The 16,869-nt window shown below is 53.9% G+C and carries 14 protein-coding genes and 7 tRNA genes; 20 read left to right on the forward strand and 1 reads right to left on the reverse strand.

What is annotated here, in order from left to right; all coding sequences use genetic code 11:
* Positions 1-9: 9 nt before the first annotated feature.
* The 10 genes from nagC (at position 10) to ACOXYR_RS14980 (ending at position 5,052) form a co-directional block, all read left to right on the forward strand.
* The gene (gene nagC, locus ACOXYR_RS14935; RefSeq protein WP_108473916.1) at positions 10-1,230 is read left to right on the forward strand and encodes a DNA-binding transcriptional regulator NagC; all 1,221 of its coding nucleotides are present in this window, start codon (positions 10-12) and stop codon (positions 1,228-1,230) included.
* An 87-nt stretch (positions 1,231-1,317) separates the two neighbouring features.
* Positions 1,318-2,070, forward strand: a complete 753-nt coding sequence (nagD, locus tag ACOXYR_RS14940; RefSeq protein ID WP_108473917.1) for a ribonucleotide monophosphatase NagD — start codon at positions 1,318-1,320, stop codon at positions 2,068-2,070.
* A gap of 256 nt (positions 2,071-2,326) precedes the next feature.
* Entirely contained in the window at positions 2,327-3,991 is a 1,665-nt protein-coding gene (gene asnB / locus ACOXYR_RS14945; RefSeq protein WP_421356255.1) for an asparagine synthase B, read from the forward strand.
* A gap of 355 nt (positions 3,992-4,346) precedes the next feature.
* A tRNA-Met gene (locus ACOXYR_RS14950) sits at positions 4,347-4,423 on the forward strand.
* 9 nt (positions 4,424-4,432) lie between these two features.
* Positions 4,433-4,517 (forward strand) — tRNA-Leu (locus ACOXYR_RS14955).
* A gap of 23 nt (positions 4,518-4,540) precedes the next feature.
* A tRNA-Gln gene (locus tag ACOXYR_RS14960) sits at positions 4,541-4,615 on the forward strand.
* A gap of 36 nt (positions 4,616-4,651) precedes the next feature.
* Positions 4,652-4,726: transfer RNA gene (locus ACOXYR_RS14965), tRNA-Gln, on the forward strand.
* Positions 4,727-4,745: 19 nt separating this feature from the next.
* Positions 4,746-4,822: transfer RNA gene (locus ACOXYR_RS14970), tRNA-Met, on the forward strand.
* 44 nt (positions 4,823-4,866) lie between these two features.
* Positions 4,867-4,941: transfer RNA gene (locus tag ACOXYR_RS14975), tRNA-Gln, on the forward strand.
* A 36-nt stretch (positions 4,942-4,977) separates the two neighbouring features.
* Positions 4,978-5,052 (forward strand) — tRNA-Gln (locus ACOXYR_RS14980).
* Positions 5,053-5,144: 92 nt separating this feature from the next.
* On the opposite strand, the gene ubiF is transcribed toward ACOXYR_RS14980, so the two are convergent.
* Positions 5,145-6,320: a 3-demethoxyubiquinol 3-hydroxylase gene (ubiF, locus tag ACOXYR_RS14985; RefSeq protein WP_421356087.1), complete on the reverse strand. Its 1,176-nt coding sequence runs from the start codon at positions 6,318-6,320 to the stop codon at positions 5,145-5,147.
* Positions 6,321-6,482: 162 nt separating this feature from the next.
* On the opposite strand from ubiF, the gene miaB reads away from it, so the two are divergent.
* The 10 genes from miaB to rihA all read left to right on the forward strand — a co-directional run bounded on the left by miaB (position 6,483) and on the right by rihA (position 16,836).
* Positions 6,483-7,907 (forward strand): tRNA (N6-isopentenyl adenosine(37)-C2)-methylthiotransferase MiaB, encoded by a 1,425-nt coding sequence (miaB, locus tag ACOXYR_RS14990; RefSeq protein WP_108474102.1) that lies wholly within the window; start codon positions 6,483-6,485, stop codon positions 7,905-7,907.
* Between the two features lie 186 nt (positions 7,908-8,093).
* Positions 8,094-9,140 carry a PhoH family protein gene (locus ACOXYR_RS14995; protein WP_108473920.1) on the forward strand — a complete coding sequence of 349 codons (1,047 nt, stop codon included), beginning with the start codon at positions 8,094-8,096 and terminating at the stop codon, positions 9,138-9,140.
* Positions 9,137-9,604 (forward strand): rRNA maturation RNase YbeY, encoded by a 468-nt coding sequence (gene ybeY, locus ACOXYR_RS15000; protein ID WP_108473921.1) that lies wholly within the window; start codon positions 9,137-9,139, stop codon positions 9,602-9,604. The genes ACOXYR_RS14995 and ybeY overlap by 4 nt, the downstream gene beginning before the upstream one ends.
* A 97-nt stretch (positions 9,605-9,701) precedes the next feature.
* Entirely contained in the window at positions 9,702-10,580 is an 879-nt protein-coding gene (gene corC / locus ACOXYR_RS15005) for a CNNM family magnesium/cobalt transport protein CorC (RefSeq protein ID WP_015965366.1), read from the forward strand.
* 22 nt (positions 10,581-10,602) lie between these two features.
* The gene (gene lnt / locus ACOXYR_RS15010) at positions 10,603-12,141 is read left to right on the forward strand and encodes an apolipoprotein N-acyltransferase (RefSeq protein ID WP_421356088.1); all 1,539 of its coding nucleotides are present in this window, start codon (positions 10,603-10,605) and stop codon (positions 12,139-12,141) included.
* Positions 12,142-12,571: 430 nt separating this feature from the next.
* Positions 12,572-13,477 carry an amino acid ABC transporter substrate-binding protein gene (locus ACOXYR_RS15015; protein ID WP_113857517.1) on the forward strand — a complete coding sequence of 302 codons (906 nt, stop codon included), beginning with the start codon at positions 12,572-12,574 and terminating at the stop codon, positions 13,475-13,477.
* A 161-nt stretch (positions 13,478-13,638) separates the two neighbouring features.
* The gene (gltJ, locus tag ACOXYR_RS15020; RefSeq protein WP_015965369.1) at positions 13,639-14,379 is read left to right on the forward strand and encodes a glutamate/aspartate ABC transporter permease GltJ; all 741 of its coding nucleotides are present in this window, start codon (positions 13,639-13,641) and stop codon (positions 14,377-14,379) included.
* The gene (gltK, locus tag ACOXYR_RS15025) at positions 14,379-15,056 is read left to right on the forward strand and encodes a glutamate/aspartate ABC transporter permease GltK (protein ID WP_015965370.1); all 678 of its coding nucleotides are present in this window, start codon (positions 14,379-14,381) and stop codon (positions 15,054-15,056) included. The genes gltJ and gltK overlap by 1 nt, the downstream gene beginning before the upstream one ends.
* Entirely contained in the window at positions 15,053-15,778 is a 726-nt protein-coding gene (locus ACOXYR_RS15030; RefSeq protein WP_108473925.1) for an amino acid ABC transporter ATP-binding protein, read from the forward strand. The genes gltK and ACOXYR_RS15030 overlap by 4 nt, the downstream gene beginning before the upstream one ends.
* Before the next feature lie 122 nt (positions 15,779-15,900).
* The gene (gene rihA / locus ACOXYR_RS15035) at positions 15,901-16,836 is read left to right on the forward strand and encodes a pyrimidine-specific ribonucleoside hydrolase RihA (protein WP_421356089.1); all 936 of its coding nucleotides are present in this window, start codon (positions 15,901-15,903) and stop codon (positions 16,834-16,836) included.
* The last annotated feature ends 33 nt before the right edge of the window (positions 16,837-16,869 follow it).

The raw sequence follows: 16,869 nt of genomic DNA on the forward strand, positions 1-16,869 counted from the left end.
AGCGAAAGTATGACATCAGGCGGACAAGCTCAAATTGGTAATGTTGACCTCGTAAAACAGCTTAACAGTGCGGCCGTTTACCGCCTGATTGACCAGCATGGGCCAATCTCGCGCATTCAAATCGCCGAACAGAGCCAGCTTGCTCCCGCCAGCGTAACCAAAATTACGCGTCAGCTTATTGAGCGCGGATTGATTAAAGAAGTCGATCAACAGGCCTCCACCGGGGGCCGCCGCGCTATCTCTATCGTCACCGAAACCCGCAATTTTCACACCATCGGCGTGCGCCTTGGCCGTCACGATGCGACGCTCACCCTTTACGATCTCAGCAGTAAAGCGGTGGCTGAAGAGCACTACCCCCTGCCCGAGCGTACCCAGGAAACGCTGGAACATGCGCTGCTCAATACCATCGCCACCTTTATAGAAACCTGCCAGCGCAAAATTCGCGAGCTGATTGCTATTTCCGTAATTTTGCCCGGACTGGTTGACCCTGAAAGTGGCGTGATCCGCTATATGCCGCACATTGCGGTAGAAAACTGGGGACTGGTTGGCGCGCTGGAAAAACGCTTCAAGGTTACCTGTTTCGTCGGCCACGATATCCGCAGCCTGGCGCTGGCAGAGCACTACTTCGGTGCAAGTCAGGACTGTGAAGACTCTATTCTGGTGCGTGTGCATCGGGGAACCGGCGCCGGGATTATCTCTAACGGGCGCATTTTTATTGGTCGTAATGGTAACGTCGGTGAAATCGGCCATATCCAGGTCGATCCGCTGGGCGAGCGCTGCCACTGCGGTAACTTCGGCTGTCTGGAAACCGTCGCCGCCAACGCCGCCATTGAACACCGCGTGCGTCACCTGCTGGAACAGGGCTATCAGAGCCGCGTGACGCTTGATGATTGCACTATCAAAACCATCTGCAAAGCCGCCACTAAGGGTGATGCGCTGGCAACGGAAGTGCTTGAGCATGTAGGACGTCATTTAGGTAAAACCATCGCTATTGCGATTAACCTGTTCAATCCGCAGAAAATTGTCATTGCCGGTGAAATCACCGAAGCTGAACGTATTTTGCTGCCTGCTATCGAAGGCTGCATTAACACCCAGGCACTGAAGGCGTTCCGCAAAAATCTGCCGGTGGTGCGCTCTACGCTCGATCACCGCTCCGCGATTGGCGCGTTTGCGCTGGTCAAACGTGCGATGCTCAACGGGATTCTGTTACAGCATTTGCTGGAAGGTTAATCCTCTTGCGCGCAGGCTGCCTCTCGCAAGGCAGCCTGCGTAATTCCGTGTATAATTACGCCTCTTTCAGACCATGTCAGGTAGTCCATGACCATTCAGAATGTAATTTGTGATATCGACGGCGTGCTGATGCACGATAACGTGGCCGTACCCGGTGCCGCAGAATTTCTAACACGAATTCTGGAGAAAGGCCTGCCGCTGGTACTGTTGACCAACTATCCTTCCCAAACCGGGCAGGATCTGGCGAACCGTTTTGCCACCGCAGGCGTTAACGTGCCGGACAGCGTGTTTTATACCTCCGCGATGGCCACCGCCGATTTCCTGCGTCGTCAGGAAGGGAAAAAAGCTTACGTTGTCGGGGAAGGCGCGCTGATCCACGAACTTTATAAAGCCGGTTTTACCATCACCGATGTGAATCCGGATTTTGTGATCGTCGGCGAAACCCGCTCCTACAACTGGGAGATGATGCACAAAGCGGCCTTCTTCGTCGCCAACGGCGCGCGCTTTATTGCTACCAACCCGGATACCCACGGTCGCGGCTTTTATCCGGCCTGCGGCGCGCTGTGCGCGGGCATCGAAAAGATTTCCGGCCGCAAGCCTTTCTACGTGGGTAAACCAAGCCCGTGGATTATTCGCGCGGCATTGAACAAAATGCAGGCGCACTCGGAGCAGACGGTGATTGTCGGCGATAACCTGCGTACCGATATTCTGGCGGGCTTCCAGGCCGGGCTCGAAACCATTCTGGTGCTTTCTGGCGTCTCGACGCTGGACGATATCGACAGCATGCCGTTCCGCCCTTCGTGGATTTATCCATCGGTTGCGGAAATCGATGTGATTTAAGTCGTTAGGTTGCCGGATGACATGTTGCTTATCCGGCAACACTCGTAACCATCGATTCATTCAATAAAAACACCAAATTATTGTTGATCCGCTAATTCCATCGTTCATAACCTGTCCATTTTTCAGCATCCATTAACTCCTGTTGCACTATTTCTTTTTCAGCCCCTAAAACGCTTGCGCCCTCTTGCGCTTTACGGCATTTTTTAACCCATAGCCACAACAATTTCACGACATTACAGGGTTAACGGAGAAGTCTATGTGTTCGATTTTTGGTGTACTGGATATTAAAACTGACGCGGGCGAGCTGCGTAAAAAAGCGCTGGAGCTCTCCCGCCTGATGCGTCACCGCGGCCCGGACTGGTCGGGCATTTATGCGTGCGATAAAGCTATTCTGGCGCACGAACGTTTGTCGATTGTCGACGTCAACGCCGGTGCGCAGCCGCTGTATAACGAAAAGAAAACGCATGCGCTGGCCGTGAACGGTGAAATCTACAACCATCAGGCACTGCGCGCGGAATACGCTGACCGCTACCCGTTCCAGACCGGTTCTGACTGCGAGGTGATCCTCGCGCTGTATCAGGAAAAAGGCCCGGAATTCCTTGATGATTTGCAGGGAATGTTTGCTTTCGCCCTCTACGACAGCGAAAAAGATGCCTATCTAATTGGTCGTGACCACATCGGCATTATCCCGCTGTATATGGGTTACGACGAATTCGGTAACTTCTATGTTGCCTCTGAAATGAAAGCGCTGACCCCGGTTTGCCGCACCATCAAAGAGTTCCCGGCAGGCAGCTACCTGTGGAGCAAAGATGGCGAAATTCGTCAGTATTATCACCGCGACTGGTTCGATTATGACGCGGTAAAAGACAACGTTACCGATAAAAACGCACTGCGTCAGGCGCTGGAAGAGTCAGTGAAAAGCCACCTGATGTCTGACGTGCCTTACGGCGTACTGCTCTCCGGTGGTCTGGATTCCTCCGTGATTTCCGCCATCACCAAAAAATTCGCTGCACGTCGCGTGGAAGATGGGGAACGCTCTGAAGCCTGGTGGCCTCAGTTGCACTCCTTCGCCGTCGGTCTGGAAGGGTCGCCTGACCTGAAAGCTGCACAGGAAGTGGCAAACCACCTTGGCACTGTGCACCATGAAATTCACTTCACCGTGCAGGAAGGCCTGGATGCTATTCGCGATGTTATCTATCACATCGAAACTTATGATGTGACGACGATTCGCGCCTCCACCCCGATGTATTTGATGTCGCGTAAAATCAAAGCGATGGGTATCAAAATGGTGCTCTCTGGCGAAGGTTCTGACGAAGTGTTTGGCGGTTACCTTTACTTCCATAAAGCGCCAAACGCCAAAGAGCTGCACGAAGAGACCGTGCGTAAACTGCAGGCGCTGCACATGTACGACTGCGCACGCGCCAACAAAGCGATGTCGGCCTGGGGCGTCGAAGCGCGTGTTCCGTTCCTGGATAAAAAATTCCTCGACGTGGCGATGCGCATCAACCCGCAGGACAAAATGTGCGGCAACGGCAAAATGGAAAAACACGTTCTGCGTGAATGTTTTGAATCCTACCTGCCGGCAAGCGTCGCGTGGCGTCAGAAAGAGCAGTTCTCTGATGGCGTAGGTTACAGCTGGATTGACACGCTGAAAGAAGTGGCGGCAAAACAGGTTACCGATCAGCAACTGGAAACCGCACACTTCCGTTTCCCGTACAACACGCCGAGCTCGAAAGAGGGTTATCTGTACCGTGAAATCTTCGAAGAGCTGTTCCCGGTGCCGAGCGCTGCAGAATGCGTGCCGGGGGGCCCGTCAGTTGCGTGCTCTTCTGCGAAAGCGATTGAATGGGATGAAGCGTTCAAAACGATGGACGATCCGTCTGGTCGTGCGGTGGGCGTACACCAGTCAGCCTACAAATAATTGCCTGTATCTTGTAAGCCCCGGAGATATCCGGGGCTTTTTCATTCCCCTTTTTATATCCTGCCCATATACACCCTCAGGCCATGTTCAGCATAAGCCGCATCGCAGATGAATAGGTCGATTTCGCAGTACAATTGTTGAATTCCCTGAATCATCCTTTACGCTGAAATAACAGCTTCATGGCGCGTATAAAAACACGAAGTAACCAATTTTTGCCGAATATTCCATCACGCTGTTCGCAACCTAACCAAACAGTCACATTCCGGCAATTTTCCTTGAAAAAGAGGTTGACGCTACAAAGCTCAATACGCATAATGCGCCCCGCAACGCCGATAAGGTAACGCGAAAAAAAGATGGCTACGTAGCTCAGTTGGTTAGAGCACATCACTCATAATGATGGGGTCACAGGTTCGAATCCCGTCGTAGCCACCATCTTTTTTTGCGGGAGTGGCGAAATTGGTAGACGCACCAGATTTAGGTTCTGGCGCCGCAAGGTGTGCGAGTTCAAGTCTCGCCTCCCGCACCATTCACCAATAAGCGTTGCACGGATGGGGTATCGCCAAGCGGTAAGGCACCGGTTTTTGATACCGGCATTCCCTGGTTCGAATCCAGGTACCCCAGCCATTTTTCTTCGATATGTGCGGATAACCGCGACGGTATTGGGGTATCGCCAAGCGGTAAGGCACCGGTTTTTGATACCGGCATTCCCTGGTTCGAATCCAGGTACCCCAGCCATCGAAGAAAGCAGTAAATTGGCTACGTAGCTCAGTTGGTTAGAGCACATCACTCATAATGATGGGGTCACAGGTTCGAATCCCGTCGTAGCCACCAAATTAGAAATTTATCGATTCTTTCGGTAAACTTGCAAGACTTGTTGGGGTATCGCCAAGCGGTAAGGCTCTGGTTTCTGATACCAGCATTCCGAGGTTCGAATCCTCGTACCCCAGCCATTTTCAAAAGACGTTCACGTTGTGAGCGCACCCTGTTGGGGTATCGCCAAGCGGTAAGGCACCGGATTCTGATTCCGGCATTCCGAGGTTCGAATCCTCGTACCCCAGCCATATAAAACAAAAAAGCTCGCTTCGGCGGGCTTTTTTGTTTTTGTCATTCAGGGGAAGTGCCGGATGCGCTGCGCTTATCCGGCCCACGAAAATTACAACCCTAACGCATACTTCAGCGCCTGACGTTTCAGCACACCTGCGCGCTGGGCAGCCATTAACCCAATGTTGCGCACAACCTTCAGCGGGCTGAGATCGTTACTGAATCCCGCGTAGAAAAGATCCATACCTGACTGCATCAGGAAATTATCTGCGAGGCGGCGCGCCTGATAGCGCTTCAGCACCGTTTCACTGGCCCAATCTTCGGCATAACCGCGCGCATTCGCCAGCACGTCAATCAGCGCATCCACGTCACGATAGCCCAGATTCACCCCCTGCCCCGCCAGCGGATGGATGGTATGTGCTGCATCGCCCACCAGCGCCAGCCCCGGCTGGACGTACTGCAACGCGTGACGACGCGTCAGCGGGAACGAACCAGCGGCAACCGGCGTGACGTTTCCTAAACGCTGCGGAAAATGAGTATGAATTTCCTGTTGCAGCTGCGCCATGGTGAGCGTCTGCAACTGGCGAATCCGCGCCGGCGTGTCATACCACACCAGCGACGCCCAGTTCCCGAACAACGGTAAAAACGCCCGCGGCCCGGTTGGGGAAAACTGCTGCCAGGTGCTGTCACCGGGATCGTTTTCACACTGCACGGTGATCAGCATGCAGGATTGCGGATACTGCCAGCCATGCGTGCCAATTCCAGCCATCTGACGAACCTGCGAAAATGCGCCGTCCGCGCCGACCACCAGACGCGCGGAAAGCGTCTCGCCTTCCGTCAGCGTCACCAGACGTCGCCCGGCGTCCATCGTCATTGCACTGAGCGTTTGCCCGATTTTCAGCGTGACCTGCGGATGCGCTTCCAGCGCCTGCCACAGCGCCAGCTGCAAGACATTATTCTCGACCATGTAGCCCAGTTGCGGCAGCTTCAGCTCAGCGGCATCAAACACCACGTGCGCGTTTTGCCACTCCCAGGTCTCCAGGCGACGCCAGGCATGCACACGCATTGCCTGAATCGCATCCCAGACGTCAAGCCCGCGCAGGAGCGATACGGACGCAGCGCTGATGGCCGAAATGCGCACATCCGGCGGCGATGCCGGATCAAACGCAGCAGGTGCCGATTTCTCCAGCACGGTGACGGAGAACCCTTCCCGCGCCAGCCCTAACGCCAGCGCGCCGCCGACCATCCCACCACCTACCACGACGATGTCTGTTTGCTGAATTGTCATAGTCAATTATCCTTAACCGTTAATGCCTTAAGTTTACCGGATTTTGCGCCGCTTGAGGTCATACTGGTCACAACCGCGTCAAAGCATTACAATACGCGCCCTGCATTCCTGGCTATTTCCCCGCCATTTTCGGGGTTTAAACATTTGAGCAAGAGCGAGTCGATGACAAAAAAACTCCATATTAAAACCTGGGGCTGTCAGATGAATGAGTATGATTCATCCAGGATGGCCGATCTGCTGGATGCCACTCATGGGTATCAACTCACTGATGTGGCTGAAGAAGCGGATGTGCTGCTGTTGAATACCTGCTCAATCCGCGAGAAGGCTCAGGAAAAAGTCTTCCACCAGTTAGGCCGCTGGAAATTATTAAAGGAAAAAAATCCGAAGCTGATTATTGGTGTAGGCGGCTGCGTGGCTTCTCAGGAAGGGAAGCTGATCCGTCAGCGTGCACACTACGTCGACATTATTTTTGGCCCACAAACCTTACACCGCTTGCCTGAGATGATTGATACCGTGCGTGGCAACCGCCGCCCGGTCATCGATGTCAGCTTCCCGGAAATCGAGAAGTTTGATCGTCTGCCGGAACCGCGCGCAGAAGGCCCAACCGCCTTTGTTTCCATTATGGAAGGCTGCAACAAATATTGTACTTACTGCGTGGTGCCGTACACCCGCGGTGAAGAAGTTAGCCGTCCGTGCGACGATATTCTGTTTGAAGTGGCGCAACTGGCGGCACAGGGCGTGCGTGAAATTCACCTGCTCGGCCAGAACGTTAACGCCTGGCGTGGTGAGAACTATGACGGCACAACCGGCTCGTTCTCCGAACTGCTGCGCCTGGTCGCCGCCATCGACGGCATCGACCGCCTGCGTTTCACCACCAGCCACCCTATCGAGTTTACTGACGATATCATTGATGTATATCGCGATACCCCGGAACTGGTGAGCTTCCTGCATCTGCCGGTCCAGTGCGGTTCCGACCGCGTACTGAACCTGATGGGTCGTACCCACACCGTGCTGGAGTACAAATCGATTATCCGCAAGCTGCGCGCCGCGCGTCCGGATATTCAGATTAGCTCTGACTTTATCGTCGGCTTCCCGGGCGAAACAACGCAGGACTTCGAGCAGACCATGAAGCTGATTGGCGAAGTGAATTTCGACGTCAGCTACAGCTTTATTTTCTCCGCCCGTCCGGGTACGCCAGCCGCTGATATGGTGGATGACGTACCGGAAGAGGAGAAAAAACAGCGTCTGTACATTCTGCAGGAGCGTATTAATCAGCAGGCCATGGCGTGGAGCCGTCGCATGCTCGGCACCACCCAGCGTATTCTGGTGGAAGGTTTGTCACGTAAGAGCGTGATGGAACTGACCGGACGCACCGAAAATAACCGTGTGGTGAACTTTGAAGGCACCCCGGATATGGTCGGTAAATTTGTCGATGTCGAAATTGTGGATGTCTACACCAACTCACTGCGCGGCAAAGTGGTGCGTACGGAAGATGAAATGGGGCTACGTGTGGTCGAATCACCGGAGTCCGTCATTTCTCGTACCCGTAAAGAGAATGATCTGGGCGTCGGCGTTTATCAGCCGTAAACCTTTCGGCCTGCCGCTCCGGCAGGCCTTGTTTTCTCTGCCTTTCACCCAAATATCCACTGCAATGCTTGCGCCTTTATTCGCTGGCGTGAATAATTTCATCAATGATGACCCGATTGTCGGGATGAGCCTAATCGTAGGCCGGATACGCGTATTGCTTTCCGGCAAACATGAAAGAGGAACAGTTTGAACATAGACACTCGCGAAATTACGCTGGAACCAGCAGACAACGCCCGCTTGCTGAGCCTTTGCGGCCCGTTTGATGACAACATCAAACAGCTTGAACGGCGACTGGGCATCGAAATTAACCGTCGTGACAACCATTTCAAACTCACCGGACGCGCGATTTGCGTCACCGCTGCGGCAGATATTCTGCGCAGTCTGTATGTCGACACCGCTCCGATGCGCGGCCAGATTCAGGATATCGAACCGGAGCAAATCCACCTCGCCATTAAAGAAGCGCGCGTGCTGGAACAGAGCGCCGAAAGCGTGCCGGAGTACGGTAAAGCGGTCAATATCAAAACCAAACGCGGCGTGATTAAACCGCGTACGCCGAACCAGGCGCAGTACATCGCCAATATTCTTGATCACGACATCACCTTTGGCGTAGGCCCGGCAGGTACCGGTAAAACCTATCTGGCGGTCGCGGCGGCAGTCGATGCGCTGGAACGTCAGGAAATCCGCCGTATTCTGCTCACGCGTCCGGCGGTAGAAGCCGGTGAAAAGCTCGGCTTCCTGCCGGGGGATTTAAGCCAGAAAGTTGACCCGTACCTGCGTCCACTGTACGACGCGCTGTTCGAGATGCTCGGCTTTGAGAAAGTGGAAAAACTGATTGAGCGCAACGTGATTGAAGTGGCCCCGCTGGCCTACATGCGCGGGCGCACGCTGAACGACGCGTTTATCATTCTCGATGAAAGCCAGAACACCACCATCGAACAGATGAAGATGTTCCTGACGCGTATTGGCTTTAACTCGAAAGCGGTGATCACCGGCGACGTTACCCAGATTGACCTGCCGCGTAACACCAAATCCGGCCTGCGCCACGCCATTGAAGTGCTGGCGAACGTCGATGAAATCAGCTTTAACTTCTTCCACAGCGAAGACGTGGTACGTCACCCGGTCGTGGCGCGTATCGTTAACGCCTATGAAGCCTGGGAAGAAGCAGAACAAAAACGTAAAGCTGAGCTGGCTGCGGAAAGAAAACGCGAAGCTCAGGAACAGGAGCAGAAATGAGTCAGGTGATCCTCGATCTCCAGTTGGCCTGTGAAGACAACACCGGTCTGCCCGACGAAAGTCAATTTCAGACATGGCTGGATGCCGTTATCCCACAATTTCAGGAAGAATCAGAAGTGACGATTCGCCTGGTGGATACTGCGGAAAGCCATGAACTCAACCTGACCTATCGCGGGATGGACAAGCCAACCAACGTGCTCTCTTTCCCGTTTGAAGCACCGCCGGGAATGGAGATGCCGCTGCTGGGCGATCTCATCATTTGTCGTCAGGTGGTTGAGCGTGAAGCCAAAGAGCAGAATGTGTCGCTTGATTCCCACTGGGCGCACATGGTGGTGCACGGCAGCCTGCATCTGCTGGGCTACGACCATATCGAAGATGACGAAGCCGAAGAGATGGAAGGCATCGAAACGGAGATAATGCTTGCTCTGGGCTATGAGGATCCGTACATTGCCGAGAAAGAGTAACTGTCGGGTTTCGGCCCGTCAGTGCCTTATTGCCGCCCAACGCTGAATTTGCGCGTGGCGGCCCAGATTAACTAACCATGAGAACCCAAACGACGCCATGAGCGACGACAATTCACACAGTAGTGACACAGTAAGCAGCAAAAAGGGATTTTTCTCCCTCTTACTCAGCCAGCTTTTCCACGGTGAACCGAAAAACCGCGACGAACTGCTGGAGCTGATCCGTGATTCCGGGCAGAACGACCTTATCGACGAAGATACGCGCGATATGCTCGAAGGGGTAATGGACATCGCCGACCAGCGCGTTCGCGATATCATGATCCCGCGTTCCCAGATGATTACCCTGAAACGTAACCAGACCCTTGATGAATGTCTCGACGTCATCATCGAATCTGCGCACTCCCGTTTCCCGGTGATCAGCGAAGACAAAGATCACATCGAAGGGATTTTGATGGCCAAAGACTTGCTGCCGTTTATGCGCAGCGATGCCGAAGCCTTCAGCATGGACAAAGTGTTACGCCAGGCGGTTGTCGTGCCTGAGAGCAAACGGGTTGACCGGATGCTCAAAGAGTTCCGCTCGCAGCGCTATCACATGGCGATTGTTATCGATGAGTTTGGCGGCGTCTCCGGCCTCGTCACCATCGAAGATATTCTGGAACTGATCGTCGGTGAAATTGAAGATGAGTACGACGAAGAAGATGATATCGACTTCCGTCAGCTCAGCCGCCACACCTGGACGGTGCGCGCGCTGGCCTCTATCGAAGATTTCAACGAAGCCTTCAGCACCCATTTCAGCGATGAAGAAGTCGATACCATCGGCGGGCTGGTGATGCAGGCGTTTGGTCATCTGCCGGCACGCGGCGAGACCATCGACATCGACGGTTACCAATTCAAAGTGGCAATGGCGGACAGCCGCCGTATCATTCAGGTTCATGTCAAACTTCCTGATGACGCGCCACAGCCGAAAATGGAAGACTAAACTAACAGGACATTTCGCCTAAATGGTATTTGCCTCTCTTATTGAACGCCAGCGCGTGCGCTTACTGCTGGCGCTGTTATTCGGAGCCAGCGGTACGCTGGCTTTTTCTCCTTATGACTTCTGGCCTGCCGCGCTCATCTCCTTAATGGGCTTGCAAGGGCTCACCTTCAATCGCCGCCCACTACAAAGCGCCTGGATTGGCTACTTCTGGGGGCTGGGGCTGTTCGGCTCAGGTATTCACTGGATTTATGTCAGCATCGCCCAGTTTGGCGGTATGCCAGGGCCGATTAACGTTTTCCTCGTGGCGCTGCTGGCTGCTTATATGTCGCTTTATACCGGGTTGTTTAGCGGTATTCTGTCGCGACTGTGGCCGAAAGCCACCTGGATACGCGTCGCCATTGCCGCACCCGTGGTATGGCAAATCACTGAATTCCTGCGCGGTTGGGTGCTGACCGGCTTCCCATGGTTGCAGTTTGGCTACAGTCAGATTGACGGCCCACTTAAAGGCATTGCGCCGATTATGGGTGTCGAAGCGATTAACTTCCTGCTGATGGCAGTCAGCGGTTTACTGGTGCTCGCGGCCTGTACCCGTAACTGGCGTCCTGCGGTTGTTGCCATCATGCTCTTCGCGCTGCCCTTCCCGCTGCGTTACATTCAGTGGTATCAGCTTGAACCACAGCGCGCGACACAGGTTTCTCTGGTGCAGGGGGATATCGCGCAGTCATTAAAGTGGGATGAAAATCAGCTCATTAACACGCTGAAAATTTATCTCAATGCCACGCAGCCAGAGATGGGTAAATCGCAACTGATTATCTGGCCGGAATCGGCAATCCCGGATCTGGAGATTAATCAGCAGAACTTCCTGCGCATGATGGACGATCTGCTGCGCTCTAAAGACAGCACGCTGGTGACCGGTATCGTTGATGCGCGTCTGAATAAGCAGAACCGTTACGATACCTACAACACTATCATCACGCTGGGTAAAGACAGCCCGTACAGCTACGAATCGAAGAACCGCTACAATAAAAATCACCTCGTCCCGTTTGGTGAGTTTGTCCCGCTGGAATCGATTCTGCGCCCGCTGGCGCCGTTCTTCGACCTGCCAATGTCCTCTTTCAGCCGGGGCGCTTATGTCCAGCCGCAGTTGCTGGCGCACAACCTGAAGCTGACGGCGGCAATTTGCTATGAGATTATTCTCGGCGAGCAGGTGCGCGATAATTTCCGCCCGGATACAGACTTCCTGCTGACCATCTCTAACGATGCGTGGTTTGGTAAGTCAATCGGCCCGTGGCAGCATTTCCAGATGGCGCGTATGCGTTCGCTGGAGCTGGCTCGCCCGCTGTTGCGCAGCACCAATAACGGCATCACCGCCGTAATTGGCCCGCAGGGCGAGATTCAGGCGATGATTCCACAATTTACCCGCCAGGTGTTAACCACCACCGTGACACCAACGACCGGCTTAACGCCGTATGCACGCACCGGCAACTGGCCGCTGTGGGCACTGACCGCGCTGTTTGGCTTTGGTGCGCTGGTGATGAGTTTGCGTCAGCGTCGGAAGTAATCCCCTCACCCTACCCCTCTCCCACGGGGAGAGGGGACTGTTCGCCCCCCCTTTTTACGCCCTGCGCGGATTTTCTCCCTCTCCCTGTGGGAGAGGTCAGGGTGAGGGCATCAGCGCCCCCCTACTCCCCATTCTGGCACGCCAATTGCTTAATCAATACAGGCAGTAACGAATTCTGCATGAGCGCAACCTGGTAGCACCAAAACGAATCACCGGTAGCACCTCTTTAGTGCAATCTGCGATTTTTGCCTCAAAACGGTGCGGTGCAGTTCGCAAAAATAAACAATAAATCAGCAAATTCTTTACATTAAGCCACACTAAATGTTAACAAACACAGATAACGCTGCACGCTGAAATTGCAGACGATAACAACACAAACATCACAATGGGTATCTATGCGTCGATGACGCAGAGGATAAAGGAGTTGGATATGCAATTACGTAAACTGACCGCTGCTATGCTGGCGATGGGATTATGCGCCGGGGCGGCACACGCAGAAGATGCGCCGGCAGCAGGTAGCACCCTGGACAAAATCGCCAAAAACGGCGTGATCGTTGTCGGACACCGTGAATCTTCCGTTCCGTTCTCTTACTACGACAACCAGCAAAAAGTGGTCGGCTATTCTCAGGATTACTCCAACGCCATCGTTGAAGCCGTGAAGAAGAAGCTGAACAAACCTGACCTTCAGGTCAAACTGATTCCAATCACCTCCCAGAACCGTATCCCGCTACTGCAAAACGGCACTTTCGATTTTGAGTGTGGCTCGACCACCAACAACCTCGAACGCCAGAAACAAGCGGCTTTCTCTGACACCATCTTTGTCGTCGGTACTCGTCTTCTGACCAAAAAAGGCGGCGATATTAAAGACTTCGCGGATCTGAAAGGCAAAGCGGTTGTTGTAACCTCCGGTACCACCTCTGAAATTCTGCTGCATAAGCTGAATGACGAACAGAAGATGGATATGCGCATCATCAGCGCTAAAGACCACGGTGACTCCTTCCGTACCCTGGAAAGCGGTCGTGCGGTGGCATTTATGATGGATGACGCCCTGCTGGCCGGTGAGCGCGCGAAAGCGAAAAAACCAGACAACTGGGAGATCGTCGGCAAGCCTCAGTCGCAGGAAGCCTACGGCTGTATGCTGCGTAAAAACGATCCGGACTTCAAAAAACTGATGGATGACACCATCGCTCAGGCGCAAACCTCCGGTGAAGCGGCTAAATGGTTTGATAAGTGGTTCAAAAACCCAATCCCACCGAAGAACCTGAACATGAACTTTGAACTGTCTGACGAGATGAAGGCCCTGTTTAAAGACCCGAATGACAAAGCTCTGAACTAATTATAACAACCAGGGCGGGACTACCTGCCCTCTCGATTGTTGAATAGCACGGACAGACTACAGGTCTGGCGGTCGTTCCCCGCCGGGCCCGAATATCGCAGTACGCCGTTCACCAATCTTCGAGGGTAGCACTGCTACCCTTTTTTTTCTGGAGTAGATTTATGTCAATAGACTGGAACTGGGGGATATTTCTTCAGCAAGCCCCGTTCGGCAACACCACCTATCTTGGCTGGCTATGGAGTGGTTTTCAGGTCACCGTCGCCCTGTCGATTACCGCCTGGATTATCGCTTTCTTCGTTGGCTCCCTGTTCGGCATCCTGCGTACCGTCCCTAACCGCTTTCTTTCGGGTATCGGCACGCTGTACGTTGAACTCTTCCGTAACGTCCCGCTGATCGTACAGTTCTTTACCTGGTACCTGGTCGTGCCGGAATTGCTGCCGGAAGATCTGGGGATGTGGTTTAAAGCAGAGCTGGATCCCAATATTCAGTTCTTCCTCTCATCGATGATTTGTCTTGGCCTCTTTACCGCGGCACGCGTGTGCGAGCAGGTACGCGCAGCGATTCAGTCGCTGCCGCGTGGGCAGAAAAACGCCGGCCTGGCGATGGGCTTAACCCTACCGCAGACCTACCGTTATGTGCTCCTGCCGAACGCCTACCGCGTTATTGTGCCACCGATGACCTCAGAGATGATGAACCTGGTGAAAAACTCCGCCATCGCCTCGACCATCGGCCTGGTCGATATGGCGGCGCAGGCAGGTAAACTGTTGGATTACTCGGCCCACGCCTGGGAATCGTTCACCGCAATTACCCTTGCTTATGTCTTGATCAACGCCTTCATTATGCTGGTGATGACTCTGGTGGAACGTAAAGTTCGCCTGCCGGGCAATATGGGAGGCAAATAATGTACGAGTTTGACTGGAGTTCCATCGTTCCTTCCCTGCCCTATCTGCTTGCCGGGCTGGTGGTAACGCTGAAAATTACCGTAACGGCTGTGATCGTCGGTATTGTATGGGGCACCATCCTTGCGGTGATGCGCCTGTCGACCTTCGCGCCGATTTCCTGGTTTGCTAAAACCTACGTTAACGTTTTCCGCTCCATCCCACTGGTGATGGTACTGCTGTGGTTTTATTTGATTGTACCGGGGCTGCTGCAGGATGTGCTGGGGCTCTCGCCGAAAACCGATATCCGCCTGATCTCCGCGATGGTGGCGTTCTCGATGTTTGAAGCCGCCTACTACTCGGAAATTATCCGCGCCGGTATTCAAAGTATTTCGCGCGGTCAGTCCAGCGCCGCACTGGCACTCGGGATGACCCACTGGCAGTCAATGAAGCTCATCATTCTGCCGCAGGCGTTCCGCGCGATGGTGCCGCTGCTGCTCACCCAGGGGATCGTCCTGTTCCAGGATACCTCGCTGGTGTATGTCTTAAGTCTTGCCGATTTCTTCCGTACCGCGTCCACCATCGGTGAGCGTGATGGAACCCAGGTCGAAATGATCCTGTTTGCCGGCGCCGTTTATTTTGTGATTAGCCTGAGTGCTTCGTTGTTGGTCAGCTACTTGAAAAGAAGGACAGTTCAATGATTACCCTGAAAAATGTTTCTAAATGGTATGGTCAATTTCAGGTGCTGACCGACTGCTCCACCGAGGTGAAAAAAGGTGAAGTCGTGGTCGTCTGCGGCCCGTCAGGCTCCGGGAAATCGACGCTGATTAAAACGGTGAATGGCCTTGAGCCGGTACAGAAAGGCGAGATCCTGGTGAACGGGATTCAGGTTAACGATAAAAAAACCAACCTTGCATCCCTGCGCTCGAAGGTTGGGATGGTGTTCCAGCATTTCGAGCTGTTCCCGCATTTGTCGATTATCGAAAACCTGACGCTGGCGCAGGTAAAAGTGCTGAAGCGCGATAAAGACGCCTCCCGCGAAAAAGGGCTAAAACTGCTGGAGCGCGTGGGCCTTTCCGCGCATGCCAATAAGTTCCCGTCCCAGCTTTCCGGCGGTCAGCAGCAACGTGTGGCGATCGCCCGCGCGCTGTGTATGGATCCGGTGGCGATGCTGTTTGATGAGCCGACTTCAGCGCTCGATCCTGAGATGATCAACGAAGTACTGGACGTTATGGTCGAACTGGCCAACGAAGGCATGACCATGATGGTGGTAACCCACGAAATGGGCTTTGCCCGTAAAGTGGCGAACCGGGTGATCTTTATGGATGAAGGGAAAATCGTCGAAGACTCCGAAAAAGAGGCCTTCTTCGCCAACCCGAAATCGGAACGCGCCAAAGACTTCCTCGCGAAAATTCTGCATTAATCTTTTCGGCGCGTGCTTCAGAGTGCGCGCCGCTTCACGCTTTTCTGCACATCTCCTCGAATGCATTGCCACGCAGCGCTACCCTTGTCGCAAAAAAATACCTGACCAGACAAGGAGTAACTATGGCAACCCCAATCATACTCGACTGCGACCCAGGACACGACGATGCCATTGCCATCGTGCTGGCCCTCGCCTCCCCGGAACTGGACGTCAAAGCCATTACCTCCTCCGCAGGAAACCAAACGCCGGACAAAACCCTGCGTAACGTGCTGCGCATGCTCACGCTGCTGAAACGTACCGATATTCCGGTGGCGGGCGGTGCGATTAAGCCACTGATGCGTAAACTGATTATTGCCGATAATGTACACGGAGAAAGCGGTCTCGATGGCCCAACGCTGCCGGAACCCGGTTTTGCCCCGCTGAGTTGTACCGCCGTTGAGTTAATGGCGAAAACCCTGCGCGAATGCGACCAGCCGGTTACGATTGTTTCCACCGGCCCACAAACGAATGTCGCCCTGCTGCTTAATAGCCACCCGGAACTGCACGCGAAGATTGCGCAAATTGTGATTATGGGTGGGGCAATGGGCCTCGGTAACTGGACGCCTGCCGCTGAATTCAATATCTATGTTGACCCGGAAGCGGCAGAAATTGTCTTCCAGTCTGCCATTCCGGTGGTGATGGCAGGTCTGGACGTCACCCACAAAGCGCAAATTCACATCGAAGATACGGAGCGATTCCGCGCCATTGGTAACCCGGTTTCCACCATCGTTGCCGAGCTGCTCGATTTCTTCTTCGAGTATCACAAAGATGAGAAATGGGGCTTTGTCGGCGCGCCGCTGCACGATCCGTGCACCATCGCCTGGCTACTGAAACCCGAGCTGTTTACCACGGTAGAGCGTTGGGTTGGTGTGGAAACGCAGGGGAAATATACCCAGGGCATGACGGTGGTGGATTACTACTTCCTCACCGGCAATCAGCCAAACGCGCGAGTGATGGTTGATGTGGATCGTCAGGGGTTTGTGGATTTGCTGGCGGAAAGATTGGCATTCTACCAATAAAAAATGCCCGGTGGCGCTTCGCTTACCGGGCCT

This window comes from Pseudocitrobacter faecalis (genome assembly GCF_965231525.1).
GTDB classification, from domain to species: Bacteria; Pseudomonadota; Gammaproteobacteria; order Enterobacterales; family Enterobacteriaceae; genus Pseudocitrobacter; species Pseudocitrobacter faecalis.